The sequence below is a fragment of the Burkholderia sp. AU28863 genome (genome assembly GCF_002223195.1).
GTDB lineage: Bacteria > Pseudomonadota > Gammaproteobacteria > Burkholderiales > Burkholderiaceae > Burkholderia > Burkholderia sola.
In genome coordinates, this window is the sequence record NZ_NKFE01000008.1 from 726,163 (window position 1) to 739,324 (window position 13,162).

Here is a 13,162-nt window from a genome sequence, read left to right on the forward strand (position 1 = left end):
AGGACACTCCCATGAGACGCATCGCTATCGTCGGCGCCGGCCAGTCCGGCCTGCAACTCGCCTTCGCCCTGCTCGGCCAGGGCTACCACGTCACGCTCGCGACCAACCGCGACGCGGAGCAGATCCGCTCGGGCAAGGTCATGTCGAGCCAGTGCATGTTCCACACGTCGTTGCAGATCGAGCGCGATCTCGGCCTGAATACGTGGGAGGAAGCGTGCCCGTCCATCGAAGGCATCGGCATCGCGGTGCCGCACCCGGACGGCCACGGCCGCAAGGCGATCGACTGGTCGTCGCGGCTGACCCGCTACGCGCAGTCGGTCGACCAGCGCGTGAAGATGGCCGACTGGCTCGACGGCGTGCGCCGCCGCGGCGCGGACGTACGCATCGGCGACATCGGCGTGCCCGAACTCGAGGAACTCGCGCGCAGCCACGACCTCGTGCTGCTTGCGGCCGGCAAGGGCGACATCGTGAACCTGCTCGGCCGCGACGAGGCGCGCAGCCCGTTCGATCGCCCGCAGCGCGCGCTGGCGCTGACCTACGTGAAAGGGATGACGCCGAGCGAGCCGTATTCGCGCGTGCGCTTCAACCTGCTGCCGGGCATCGGCGAGTACTTCGTGTTTCCGGCGCTGACCACCACCGGCCCGTGCGAAATCATGGTGTTCGAAGGCATCCCGGGGGGCCCGCTCGACTGCTGGGCCGACGTGAAGACGCCCGAGCAGCATCTGGACCGCAGCCTGTCGTTCCTGCAGCAGTACGTACCGTGGGAGTTCGAGCGCTGTCGCGACGTCGCGCTCACCGATCCGAACGGCACGCTGGCCGGGCGCTTCGCGCCGACCGTGCGCAAGCCGTTCTTCCGGCTGCCGTCCGGCCGCACCGTGTTCGGGATGGCCGATGCGGTGGTGGTCAACGATCCGATCACCGGCCAGGGTTCGAACAACGCCGCGAAATGCGCGAGCGCGTATTTCGATGCGATCGTCGCGCGCGACGCCGCACCGTTCGGCGAAGACTGGATGCACCAGACGTTCGAACGCTACTGGGCGTATGCGCAGCATGTCGTGCGCTGGACCAACTCGCTGCTCACCCCGCCGCCGCCGCACATCCTCGAACTGCTCGGCGCGGCCGGCCAGTTGCCGTCGCTCGCGAAGACGATCGTCGACGGTTTCGACGATCCGCGCCGGTTCGCGCCGTGGTGGTTCGAGCCGTCGGCGTGCGCGGCGCTGATCCGCGAACACAGCGTGCGGGTGGAGTAATCGTCATGGAAACCATCGTTACCGAACGTACGGCCCTCGACCCGATGCAGTTGCGCGCCGCGTTCGGGCAGTTCCCGACCGGCGTCACCGTGATCACCACGTGCGCGGCCGACGGGCGCAAGGTGGGCCTCACCGCAAATTCGTTCTCGTCGCTGTCGCTCGATCCGCCGCTCGTGCTGTGGAGCCTGCGCAAGCTCGCGCCGAGCCGCCCGGATTTCGTCGCGGCGACCCACTTCGCGATCAACATCCTCGCGCACGACCAGATCGACCTGTCGCGCCGCTTCGCGACGCCCAGCGCCGACAAGTTCGACGGCGTGCCGCACGCGGATTCGGGCAGCGGCGGCGTGCCGTGCCTCGACGGCGCGAGCGCGCGCTTCGTCTGCCGCAACGTCGGCCATTACGAAGGCGGCGACCACCTGCTCTTCATCGGCGAGATCGAGCAGTTCGACACATTCGGCAAGGCGCCGCTCGTGTTCCATGCCGGCCAGTATCGTGCGATCGCCGATCATCCCGATCTTTCACGCACTATTTGATTAGTACATACAAGTAAAACTTCAGGAGGTGGTGAACATGAAATTCGGCTCTCGCCTGCTCGTCGCCGCGGGCCTCACGATCGCCGGCCTCGCCGGCCATGCGCCGGCCCATGCGGCCGACCTGCCTGCGGTCAACCTCGGCATGACCAGTTTCCTCGACGGCATGCCACCGGCCGGCGCCGGCTGGTACGGCACGCAGTACCTGCAGTACTACACGGCCGGCCGCGTCAACGACAATGCGGGCAACAAGGTCGGGTTGCCGAAGCAGGACATCGACCTGTTCGCGGGCTTGAGCCAGCTCGTCTACCAGTCGCCGCTGACGTTCGCGGGCATGCATCCGGGCCTCGACGTGATCCTGCCGTGGATCGCGTCCGCGCGGACCGACGACGGCATCGGCAACGTCGCGCTGAATGCACGCGCCGGCTTCGGCGATCTGCTGATTGGCCCATTCGTCCAGTTCGAGCCGGTGATGGGTACGCAGGGCCCACGCTTCGCGCAGCGCGTCGAATTCCAGTTCATCGTGCCGACCGGCGCGTACGATCCATCGCGCGCGATCAATCCGGGCAGCCATTTCTGGTCGTTCGATCCGTACTGGGCCGCGACGCTGTGGCTCACGCCGAAATGGACCGTATCGTGGCGGCTGCACTATCTGTGGAACGCGACCAACCATCAGCCGGCCACGGCACTCGGCCCGGACGTGGCGTCGACGCAGGCCGGCCAGGCGGTCCACGTGAACTTCGCGACCGAGTACGAAGTGCGGCCCGGCCTGCGGCTGGGGCTCAACGGCTACTGGCTGCGCCAGACCACCGACATGAAGGCCAACGGCCAGGACGTGCCGGGCACGCGGGAAGCCGTGTTCGCGATCGGGCCGGGGGCGATGGTCAGCTTCTCGCCGCACGATCACCTGCTGTTCAACACGTATTTCGAAACCCATGCGCGCAACCGGCCGCAAGGGACGCGGATGGTGCTGCGCTACGTGCATCACTTTCAGTGACGCACTGCGCGCCGGCCGTCCCGATCCGGCGCATGCCGCTTCGAGGGTTAGCCGCAGGGGGCAGCCGTGAAGGCGGTGGACTACGGCTCGTTCCATGATCGACCATGGGTCCAGGATGCATTGACGCCGCTATGGTCGACCTGTCTCGCGGCGCCGCCTGGGGAGGGAGCCTCCATGAAGCCTGTTGCCGCGCCGGCCGCCGAATCGCCCCGGGGCCGGCACGTCGAGTCTGAATCGATGCGCGCGAAGCCGCGTCCGCGCGCCGCTCACGGCGCGACGCCGACGAACGTGGGCAGCAGCACGCGATAGACGTGAATCATCGCCGGGCCGAGCAGCACCATCATCAGCGCGGGGAAGATGCAGAAGATCAGCGGAAACAGCAGCTTCAGCGCGATCTTCGCCGCGCGTTCCTCCGCGCGCATCCGGCGCCGCGTGCGCAGCATGTCCGACAGCACGCGCAGCGATTCGCCGATGCTCGTGCCGAACCGGTCCGCCTGGATCAGCATCGCGCAGAACGATTCGATGTCCTCCACGCCGGTACGCAATGCGAGGTTGCGCAGCGCCGTCTCCTTCGTGAAGCCGGAGCGCATCTCGAGCAGCAGCAGATCGAGTTCGCTCGCGACCACCTCGCTGCGAAACCGCAGCTCCTCGCTCACCTTCATCAGCGCCGCGTCGAGCCCGAGCCCCGCCTCGACGCACACCGTCAGCAGGTCGAGCGCGTCCGGGAAATCCTCGAAGATCTTCTGCTGGCGCACCTTGACCCGCTGCGACAGCACGACGTTCGGGATGTAGTAGCCGATGCCGGCGAGCGCCACGAGGATCAGCGACAGCAGCGCGCGCTCGTCGCCGAGCGACGTCGTGATCAGCGCCAGCAGCGCCGCGCACGGCAGGCCGAGCGCGAGCACCGTCTTCGCGGTGAAATACAGCGCGGCCGCGCTCTGGTTACGCCAGCCGGCATTCATCAGCCGGATGCGCAGCGGCGAATTCTCCCAACCCTCCTTCGGCACCGACAGCTTCGAGATCGGGGTGGACAGCTCGACCAGCTTCGCGACCCAGCGCGACGCCGTGTCGTCGGCGTCGCCCGGACCGGCGACGGCGCCCGCCCCGGTCCCGCCGGCCTGCTGCAGCCGGCGCTGGATCCCACGCGGCGCGAACAGCAGCATCGCGACGAGCACGCCGCCGGCCACGAAGATGAACAAGCCGCCCAGCATCACGGCCTGGACCACGCTCAGGTTTTGCATGACAACCTCGCAACGGTTCGTTATTCGGCTCGCGCGTCAGACGCGAATGCGCACGATTCGGCGGATCCAGAACAGGCCGAACAGCATCGACACCAGCATCGTGCCGACCATCCGGATCCCGGCCGGATCCTCCCAGAGCACCGACAGGAATTCGCGGTTCAGCAGCGCCATCACCGCCGCGGTGCCGAACGGCAAAAGCCCGAGAATCCACGCCGACAGCCGCCCTTCCGCCGACAGCACGCGCACCTTGTCGAACAGCTTGAAGCGCTCGCGGATCAGCCCGGCGATACTGTCGAGCAGCTCGGCCAGGTTGCCGCCCGTCTCGCGCTGGATCAGCACCGCGATCACGAAGTAGCGCAGGTCCTGCACCGGCACGCGCGTCGCGAGGTTCATCAGCGCGTCGTGCAGCGACACGCCGTAGTTGACCTCGTCGAACGTGACGCGGAACTCGCCGCCCATCGGTTCGGAAAACTCGTCGCCGACCATCCCCAGCGTGCTCGTGAACGAATGACCGGAGCGCAGCGCGCGCGCGATCATGTCGCAGATCTCCGGCAGCTGCCGTTCGAGCTTGCGCATCCGCCGGGCGCGGCGGCGCAACACGTACATCATCGGCCCCCACCCCACGAACAGCGCGATCGGCACCGCGGCGAGCTGCGGCGCCCGCGCGAAACTCGCCGCGAACCACGTGAGCGCCGCGAACGTCGCGCTGAGCGTGATCAGCTTCGGCAGCGTCCAGTCGAGGCCCGACTGCTGGATCACGAGATCGAGCGCATGCACGCGCGGCAGGCGCAGCAGCAGCCGGTCGAACGGCTTCGACTCGTCGAGCATGCGCTTCTTCAGGATCGACAGCCGCTCCTGCTGCACGTTGCCGCCGGCCGACATCGCGCGAATGCGCGATTCGATCCGGCGCGCGGCGGCGCCGTGCCGCGCGTTCCACCATTGATAGATGCCTTCGATCGACAGCACGACCGCGACGAAGGTAAGAATCACAAAACCGTAAAAGATCGCATTCATGAGCCTCTCCCCGGCAGCACACGACGCCCTGGCGTCAGTCCGCCTCGTACCGCGTGGACGGGTCGTACAGCGAATCCGGCAGGTTGATGCCGAACGCCTGCAGCCGCTCGACGAACTTCGGCCGCACGCCGGTCGCGCAGAAGTGGCCGCGTACCGAGCCGTCGCGGTCCACGCCCGTACGCTTGAACGTGAAGATCTCCTGCATGTTGATGATGTCGCCCTCCATCCCGGTCAGTTCCTGGATGCTGATGATCTTGCGCTTGCCGTCCGTGAGCCGCGCCGCCTGCACGACCACCGAGATCGCCGACGCGATCTGCTGGCGCATCGTCTTCGGCGGCAGCGTCAGGCCGGACACGCTGACCATGTTCTCGAGCCGCGTCAGCGCGTCGCGCGGCGTGTTCGCGTGGATCGTCGCGAGCGAGCCTTCGTGGCCGGTGTTCATCGCGTTGAGCATGTCGAGCGCTTCGGCGCCCCGTACTTCGCCGAGGATGATCCGGTCCGGGCGCATCCGCAGCGCGTTGCGCACCAGCGTGCGCTGCGTGATCTCGCCCTTGCCCTCGATGTTCGGCGGGCGCGTTTCGAGCCGCAGCACGTGCGGCTGCTGCAGTTGCAGCTCGGCGGCGTCCTCGATCGTCACGATCCGCTCGTTGCGCGGAATGAAGCCGGACAGGATGTTGAGCAGCGTCGTCTTGCCGCTGCCGGTGCCGCCCGACACCAGCACGTTCACCTTCGCGCGCGACAGCGCGTCGAGCAGCTCGGCCATCGGCGGCGTCAGGCTGTGGTAGCGCACCAGGTCGTCCATCTTCAGCGGGTTGACCGCGAAACGACGGATCGACATCAGGGGCCCGTCGATCGCGGACGGCGGGATGATCGCGTTCACGCGCGAACCGTCCGGCAGCCGCGCGTCGACCATCGGGCTCGATTCGTCGATGCGGCGCCCGACGCGCGACACGATCTTCTCGATCACCTTCATCAGGTGCGCATCGTCGTAGAACGTCACGTCGGTCAGTTCGAGCTGCCCGCAGCGCTCGACGTAGACCTGCCGGTACGTGTTCACGAGGATGTCGGAAATGCCGGGGTCGCGCAGCAGCGCTTCGAGCGGGCCGAAGCCGAACATCTCGTCGTACACGTCGATCGCGAGCTGGCGCCGCTCGATGTCGTTCGCCGGCATCCGCTCCTCGTCGAGGATCCGCGCGATCAGCGAGCCGATCTCCATGCGGACCTGGTCCGGGTGCAGCCGCGACAGGCGCTCGAGTTCCACGCGCTCGAGCACGGCCAGGTGAATTTCGCGGCGCAGCTTCTGGTATGCGTCGCGCACCGACGAATGCGCCGGGCCGGCCGTCTCGCTGCCTGTCGCCACCGGCTGGGCCCGGTGCAAGGACATCTGTTCGCGCAATGACATGATGGTTCCCCGTAAGAATTACATCGACTTGAGCTTCGGCGTGGCCTTGCGGCCGAACAGCCGGGACATCAACGGCTCGCTGTGCGTCGCGCTGCGTCCCGCGCGCACCTCGCCGTCGACGAGTTGTTTCGCATAGCCCTGCAACGCCCGTGCGACCGCCGAGCCGCGTGCGAGCCGCGACACCGGGTGGCCCTGGTTGATCGCTTCGAGCACCGTGTCGGCGTCGTCGGGAATCGTGCAGGCCGCCTGCAGCCCGAGCACTTCCTCGAGCGCGGTGCGGGTCCGCTCGCTCGCGCGCGTCGCGCGGTTCACGATCAGCCGCAACTGGTCGGTCGAATAGCCGAGCGACACGAGGATCTCCAGCAGCCGGCGGCCGGCGCGCACGTGCGGCATCGCGGGCTGCAGCACGAGCTGGATCTGGTCGCTGCGATCGAGCGCGACCATCGACAGCGGATTGATGCCGACGCCGACGTCGAAGATCACGAAGTCGTAGCGCGGCGCGGCCACGCCGAGAATCCATTCGAGCGCGTCCTCGCGCATCTCGGCGGCCTTGACCGGGTCGCCGGCGCCGGCCAGCACGTGGAAGTTTTCCGTCACGTGCGCGACGCTCGCATCGAGAAACGCGCTGTCGAGCCGCTCGATCTGCGCGCACAGCTGCGGCAGCGTCGACGGCGGGGTTTCGTCGCTGACGAGGAACGCCGCGTCGGCGAACTGCTGGTTCACGTCGATCAGCAGCACGCGGCGTTTGAAACCCTCGGCGATCTCGAACGCGACGTTGCTGGCCGCGAAGCTCGTGCCGGCGCCGCCCTTGCACGACATGAACGACACGATTCGCGTGTCGTCGGTATCGCGCCGCGTGCTCTGCGCGGCGGCCCGGCCGAGCGCGTGGCCGAGCGCCTGCGGATCGAGCGGCCATTGCAGCACATCGCGCGCGCCCGCACGCATCGCATCGAGCAGCACGTGCGGCGATGCGTCGGACGTCACGAGGATGCAGGTCAGGCCCGCATGCGCGCGGCAGATGCGCTCGATCGCCGACAGCTCGAACGGTTCGAGCGACGTGCCGTCGACCAGCAGGATGTCGAACGCGTCGAGCCCGTCGGTGCGATGTTCGATCTGCGACGGCCGGCCGGTGGCGCGTGTCGTCCGATAGCGTCCGCAGTCGGCCACGAGACGCGCGATCTGCGTGAGCCGCGCGGTATCGTCGGAAGCTACGAGGATATTGATCATGTCGTGTGCCTCGTCTTGTCGATTAGTTGCAGGCGGAGCCGCCCGTCGCGGAATTCAGGCTTTCGCGCGGCAGCGTCGTCGTGAACGGCGGCATTTTCAGCGTGACGTTCATGAACGGGATCATGGTCTTGACGGTGACGTTCGTGACGCTCACCGTCACGAACGAACACGTGTTGATGTCGCAACTCGACGGCGTGTAGTTGACCGACACGTTCGCGTTCGACAGCAGCGGCAGCAGCGATCGCACGCGCTTCACGACGCCCGCGGCGTTCACGTCGCAGACCACCGCCGTGCGTGCGCCGAGGCGCACGGCTTCGCTCGCGGTGTTCCAGTAGAACAGCACGCGGCCGAACTCGAAGATGCCGATCAGCAGCATGATCAGCACCATCGCGACGAGGGCGAATTCGACGATCGCCGCGCCGCGCTGGGCGCGCCGGCGGGACAGCGGAACATGGCGCACGTTCATGATACTTGCCTCATCACGGTGACGATGTTGCCGAAGGTGATCGACGGCAGCCCCGGGTACGCGGGGATCGGCTGGTACTTGTAGCCGCTGATCTTCACTTCGACGACGTTGATCGCGCCCGTGGCCGTGCCGCTTGCCGCGTTGTTGTTCGAATCGTAGGTCGGCAGGTTCGCGAACTGCGCCGGATCGGACGCATCGCTGCAGCCGGTCGTGTGCTGCGCGTCGCAGATCGTGACCATCGACGTCGTGAGCCCGGGCACCAGCTCGGTGCCCGACGTGCCGCACGTCGTGCTGCCGTAGACGACCAGGCACTGCGCCTGCGCCACCGGATACGCGCTGTCGGTCGGCAACCAGACCGACAGGTAGCGCGCCGCGTCGCGGGTTGCCTTGGTCAGCGTCTCGTACTGGTAGATCGCCCGGCCGAATTCGGCCACGCCGGTCGCCAGCATGATCATCGGCATCAGCACGAGCGCGAACTCGACGGCGACGGCGCCGCGGGTGCGCGAACGACGAATCGACGGCTTCTTCATGATCGTCTCTCCGCTATTGAACGAGCATCGGAACCTGGGTTCCGGACGCGCTGCCGCTGCCGGGCAGGCCGTGCGTCGCGCACGGGTTGTTGCCGGACACCGACGAGCCGAGGTATTCCAGGTGCGCGACGATGGCGCCGCTGCCGGCGCTGAACGGGAGCGGATCGAGCATCAGCACGCAATCCCATTGCGTGACGTGCACCTTGCCGCTGCTCCCGGACAGCGTCGAGCAGTCGCCCTCCGGCGCGAGCGCGAGGCGCCGGTCGCTGCCGTAGGTCGCGTAGTTGCTCGCCGTCGCCGTGCCGTTGGTCGAGATGCCGCTGCCCGACGGCGGTGCGCCGTCGCCCTGGTAAGGCTTGAAGCTCGCGCGGTCGGCCACGAACTGCGTGTACGCGTCGCCCTTGATGCCCGGCGTTCCGGGCGGCCCGTAGTTCGGGCCGACATACGCGTAGCCGGTGAAGTCGGGCTGGCCGCTCGACCCGTTCGCGCCGTTCGTATAGATGCCGAAGCGCGTGTTCCAGGCCCGCAGCGCCGCCGACTTCAGGCCCGTGGTGGCCAGGTCCGGCGGGCTCGTGATGTTGCAGGTATTGCCCGACAGCTCGCTCGCGAGCGTCGTCTCGTTCGTCGAGCCGTCGAGCGCCGCCCAGCCGAAGTTGCCGGGCCCGTAGGTCGACGACGACCCGGACGGCGACGAGATCCAGTCGCCGACCTTGTAGGGCGGATCGGACGGGCCGCGGCACACGAACACGGGAATCGCGCAGGTCGTCTGCCCGCCGCCGACGGTCGCGATCGCGCTCGCCGACACTTCCGCCGCATTCGCGAGCTTCGTGCCCGGCAGCACGTTCAGCACCTCGATGAACCAGTGCGCGATGTTGCTCAGCGTCGCGGTGCACTGCACGTACTTGATGCTCGCCGGCTTCGTGACCGCGTCCTTGGTCAGGAACGGATTGGTCAGCGAATCGCTGAACGTGACGTTCGCGTTCGTCGACATCTGCACCGACGTCTTCTGGAAAAACACGAAATTCAGGTGGCCGGCGGCGATGCCGTCGGCCTCGGCCACCGACAGGCTGATGGCCGAGGTCAGGTCGCGCGCGGCCGACAGCGCGCAGGCATCGGCGCTGTTCTGCAGTTCGCTGCGCGTGACGTACAGCTTGCCAAGATCCAGCGCGAGCCCGACGAACCCGATCATCACCGCCAGCGAGAGGCCGACGATGATCGCGACGGCACCGCGCTGGCGATGCAGGCTGCGACGCGTGAGTTTCGGATAGCGGGCTGCGCGGTTCATGGCGTTCTCCCTGAGCATGCCGTCGTTATTGGGTGGCCTTGCCGATGCCGATCACGAACGCGTTGGCGGGCGGCACGGTCTGCTTGAACGACTTGTCGTAGTTGTCGAGCGCGGCCGCGGCGGCGGCGCCGTCGACCCCGGCCGCCGAGGCCGGATGTTCGCCGGCATGCGGATCGATGATCTGGGCGTGCATCACGGTGCGGACCGAGTCGCCGAAGCGGCTGTCCCACACCGGAGTCGACGACATGCAGCCGGCAAGCGCGAACGCGAGCGGGACGGCGAGCGCCGCGCGGCGCACGAATACGAGGTAGGCGGATTTCATGAGCTTCCCCTTGGATGGCTTCAACGATCGGTGGACTGGGGTTCCGCGCCCGTACGCGCGATCTGCGCGTTGGGCGCCGCCGCGATCCGGTGCTTGGTGCGCGTCGACGGCTGGGCCGACGGTTCGGCGCCGGCGGCCGCAAGACGCGCGGCGGCGGCTTCGATGCGTGCGACGCGCGCCGCGGTGGCCGCATCGGGCTGCGGAGCGGCGGCCGCGACCGGCGCCGGCGCTTTCGGCGGCTCGGCCGGCATCGACGGCTGCACGTCGGCTTGCGGCGCGCGCGGCGCGGGCAGCGCGGCCGGCACGACCGGTGCTTCCGATTTCGGCGCCGGAGCGGGCGCCGGCGCCTGGGCCGGCGTCTGCGGCGCGGCGGCTGCACCGTTCGCGGGTTGCATCGGCTGGGCGCCTGCCTTGCGCACGCCGCGGCGGCCTTCCATGTTGCCGGTCGCATACACGTCGATTTCGTTCGGCTTCGAGAAGCTGTCGGTCGGCAGCGCGACGTCCGCCGTCTGCAGCGGCTTCACCAGGTGCGGCGTGATCAGGAAGATCAGCTCGGTGCGGTCCTGCTGGAACGACGTGCTGCGGAACAGCGCGCCGAGCACTGGCACTTCGCCGACGCCGGGGATCGCCTTCAGCGCGCCGGTCGCGTTGTCCTTGATCAGCCCGCCGATCGCGAACGATTCGCCGTCGCTCATCTGCACCGTCGTCGATGCGCGCCGCGTCGTGATCAGCGGCAGGATCGACGTGCCGCCGATGTTGGTCGCGCTCAGCGTGACGCCCGTCTGCGACAGCTCCGACACTTCCGGCGCGACCCTCAGGCTGATCCGGCCGTTGGCCAGCACCGTCGGCGTGAACTTCAGCGCGACGCCGAATTCCTCTTCCTGCAGCGTGATCGACGACGTGCCGTTGCCGCTGCTCTGCGGGATCGGGATGAAGATCTTGCCGCCCGCGAGGAACGTCGCTTCCTGGCCGCTGATCGTCACGAGGTTCGGCTCGGCGAGGATCTTCACGAGGTTGTCGGTGTTCTGCGCGTCGGCCGCGATGCTGAACGGCTTGTTGTTCGCCTTGTTGAACACCGCGCCGCTCGCGACGCCGGCAAGCAGGTTGCTGACCAGCGCGCCGCTCCACGAACCGAACCCGCCCTGGATGTTGAACGCGCTGCCCATCTGGTTGATCAGCGTCTTCGACACCTCGGCCACCTTCACCTCGAGCATCACCTGCTGCGGCGACGTGACGTTCAGCATGTTGAGCACGCCGCCGCCCTGCTTGCCGTCACCCGCGCTGTCGCCGTACGCATGGGCGATCTGCACGGCCTGCTGCGCGGCCTGCGAGCTCGACACGGTGCCGGCCAGCACGATCGTGCCGGCCGCGGTCGACACGTGGATGTCGCGCTCGTTCGGCATCAGTTGCAGCAGCGACGCCTGCAGCCCGCCGGCGTCCGCGCCGACCGCGACGTCGATCACCCGGCATGCGCCGCTCCTGCCTTGCACGATCATGTTGGTCGTGCCGACCGCGAGCCCGAGAATGTACAGCGTCTGCGGCGACACCATCGTCGCCTGCGCGACGGCCGGATTGCCGATCGTCCGGTTGCGTACCGGCTCCGGCATCGGCACCAGCAGCGACTTGCCGAGCGGCACCGCGACGCTGGTCGATTCGCGCACGGCGCCGACGCAGTTCGGCCCGCGCAGCGGCCCCGCCGACGCGGCGGGCGCGGCGGCCGGCGCCGGCGTCATGCTGATCGTCATCTGCATCGGCCCCTTGCCGACCGCGGCCGGTGCGCTGGCGCCGCCCTTGGTCAGCACCGCCGATTCGATGCCTTCCTGGGCGAGTGCGCCATATACGGTCAGCCATCCCGAACAGAGGATCGCGGCCATCATCGTGCCCCGTGCGACGCGTGTGCGCAGTGGGCCGGTACCTGTGCGTTGCGGTTTGATCTTCATTTCGTCTGATCCCCCGAGAGACCGGCGCCGTGCCGGTTATCGACTTCCAAGGCCGCCGCGCGTTGCCGGCGGCCGGTTTGTTTGTATGGCTGGTTGGTTTGGCTTCAGAAACACTCGACGCTGCCCTTCACGCCCGTCAGCACGCCGACGCAGTCGCGCCGGACTTCCGGCGCCGCGTGCGACGCGACGTGCACACGGACCGGCCGTACCTGGACGGGCGCCGGCGGCGCGGCCGGTGCGGGCTCCTTGCCGAGCAGCGTCATCTTGGTCGCGCCGCCGGTGGTCAGCGTCTTCTGGTCGACCTGGTTGCGCAGCACGAGCGACAGCGTGCCGACGCTGCGCGCGAGGTCGAGCCGTTCGGCCTGGTCGGGCGTGACTTCCAGCGTCACCGCGTTGACCACCTTCGGCGCCGTGTCGTCGCGGCTGACCTGCTGCGCGACGGCGAGCACGAGGATGTGCTCGAGCACGATCTTCGAGATGCTCTGCCCGTCGGTCTTGCCCTGCTGTTCCTGCGTGTTGACGATCACGTCGACGTAGTTGCCCGGCAGCGCGAAGCCGGCGACGCCGACCACGTCGTTCACGCGCACCGTGATCGCGCGGCTGCCGTCGGCGATCACCGCGGACAACCCGCCCTTCGTGCCGACCGGCGCGAGCTTCGATTCGATCACCGGCTCGCCGCGCGCGAGGCTGGTGCGCACGACGCGCCCTTCGAGCGCTTTCGTGTCGGTGAACGCGCCCGTCGGCACGCTGCCCGACGGCCAGCTCACCATGTGGATCTGGTTCGGCCCGAGCGGCTCGCCCAGGTTCAGGTCGGTGGTGGCCACCGCGACGGACGTGACCGAGCTCGTGGATGTCTGCATCAGCCAGCGGGACGCGAACACGACCGCGGCGAGACCCGCGATCATCGCGACGACCAGCATCATGACTGCTCGACTGTTTTTCATGGCAATGCTCCTCG

At 68.2% G+C, this 13,162-nt stretch carries 13 protein-coding genes; 3 read left to right on the forward strand and 10 right to left on the reverse strand.

Annotated features, from left to right (window positions below; all coding sequences use genetic code 11):
- Positions 1-11: 11 nt before the first annotated feature.
- From CFB81_RS33090 to CFB81_RS33100, 3 genes are read left to right on the forward strand one after another with little or no spacing between them, the layout of a single operon-like run.
- Complete coding sequence (locus CFB81_RS33090) at positions 12-1,250, forward strand: styrene monooxygenase/indole monooxygenase family protein (RefSeq protein ID WP_069619961.1); 1,239 nt, start codon at positions 12-14, stop codon at positions 1,248-1,250.
- Between the two features lie 5 nt (positions 1,251-1,255).
- The gene (locus tag CFB81_RS33095; protein WP_069619960.1) at positions 1,256-1,783 is read left to right on the forward strand and encodes a flavin reductase family protein; all 528 of its coding nucleotides are present in this window, start codon (positions 1,256-1,258) and stop codon (positions 1,781-1,783) included.
- Between the two features lie 37 nt (positions 1,784-1,820).
- Positions 1,821-2,777: a transporter gene (locus CFB81_RS33100; RefSeq protein ID WP_089438179.1), complete on the forward strand. Its 957-nt coding sequence runs from the start codon at positions 1,821-1,823 to the stop codon at positions 2,775-2,777.
- 266 nt (positions 2,778-3,043) lie between these two features.
- Here the strand turns inward: CFB81_RS33100 and CFB81_RS33105 are convergent, their stop codons facing one another.
- The 10 genes from CFB81_RS33105 to cpaB form a co-directional block, all read right to left on the reverse strand.
- Positions 3,044-4,018 carry a type II secretion system F family protein gene (locus CFB81_RS33105; protein ID WP_089437953.1) on the reverse strand — a complete coding sequence of 325 codons (975 nt, stop codon included), beginning with the start codon at positions 4,016-4,018 and terminating at the stop codon, positions 3,044-3,046.
- 36 nt (positions 4,019-4,054) lie between these two features.
- Positions 4,055-5,032 (reverse strand): type II secretion system F family protein, encoded by a 978-nt coding sequence (locus CFB81_RS33110; protein ID WP_069619957.1) that lies wholly within the window; start codon positions 5,030-5,032, stop codon positions 4,055-4,057.
- A 34-nt stretch (positions 5,033-5,066) separates the two neighbouring features.
- Positions 5,067-6,434 carry a CpaF family protein gene (locus tag CFB81_RS33115; RefSeq protein WP_069619956.1) on the reverse strand — a complete coding sequence of 456 codons (1,368 nt, stop codon included), beginning with the start codon at positions 6,432-6,434 and terminating at the stop codon, positions 5,067-5,069.
- Between the two features lie 18 nt (positions 6,435-6,452).
- Positions 6,453-7,661 carry an AAA family ATPase gene (locus CFB81_RS33120; RefSeq protein ID WP_089437954.1) on the reverse strand — a complete coding sequence of 403 codons (1,209 nt, stop codon included), beginning with the start codon at positions 7,659-7,661 and terminating at the stop codon, positions 6,453-6,455.
- 22 nt (positions 7,662-7,683) lie between these two features.
- Positions 7,684-8,127, reverse strand: a complete 444-nt coding sequence (locus CFB81_RS33125; RefSeq protein WP_089437955.1) for a TadE/TadG family type IV pilus assembly protein — start codon at positions 8,125-8,127, stop codon at positions 7,684-7,686.
- Positions 8,124-8,657, reverse strand: a complete 534-nt coding sequence (locus tag CFB81_RS33130; protein WP_069619953.1) for a TadE/TadG family type IV pilus assembly protein — start codon at positions 8,655-8,657, stop codon at positions 8,124-8,126. The genes CFB81_RS33125 and CFB81_RS33130 overlap by 4 nt, the downstream gene beginning before the upstream one ends.
- A gap of 13 nt (positions 8,658-8,670) precedes the next feature.
- Positions 8,671-9,942 carry a pilus assembly protein TadG-related protein gene (locus tag CFB81_RS33135; protein ID WP_089438180.1) on the reverse strand — a complete coding sequence of 424 codons (1,272 nt, stop codon included), beginning with the start codon at positions 9,940-9,942 and terminating at the stop codon, positions 8,671-8,673.
- A 25-nt stretch (positions 9,943-9,967) separates the two neighbouring features.
- The gene (locus CFB81_RS33140; RefSeq protein WP_069619951.1) at positions 9,968-10,264 is read right to left on the reverse strand and encodes a hypothetical protein; all 297 of its coding nucleotides are present in this window, start codon (positions 10,262-10,264) and stop codon (positions 9,968-9,970) included.
- Between the two features lie 20 nt (positions 10,265-10,284).
- The gene (locus tag CFB81_RS33145) at positions 10,285-12,204 is read right to left on the reverse strand and encodes a type II and III secretion system protein family protein (protein WP_089437956.1); all 1,920 of its coding nucleotides are present in this window, start codon (positions 12,202-12,204) and stop codon (positions 10,285-10,287) included.
- 104 nt (positions 12,205-12,308) lie between these two features.
- Positions 12,309-13,148 (reverse strand): Flp pilus assembly protein CpaB, encoded by an 840-nt coding sequence (cpaB, locus tag CFB81_RS33150; RefSeq protein WP_069619949.1) that lies wholly within the window; start codon positions 13,146-13,148, stop codon positions 12,309-12,311.
- Positions 13,149-13,162: the final 14 nt, after the last annotated feature.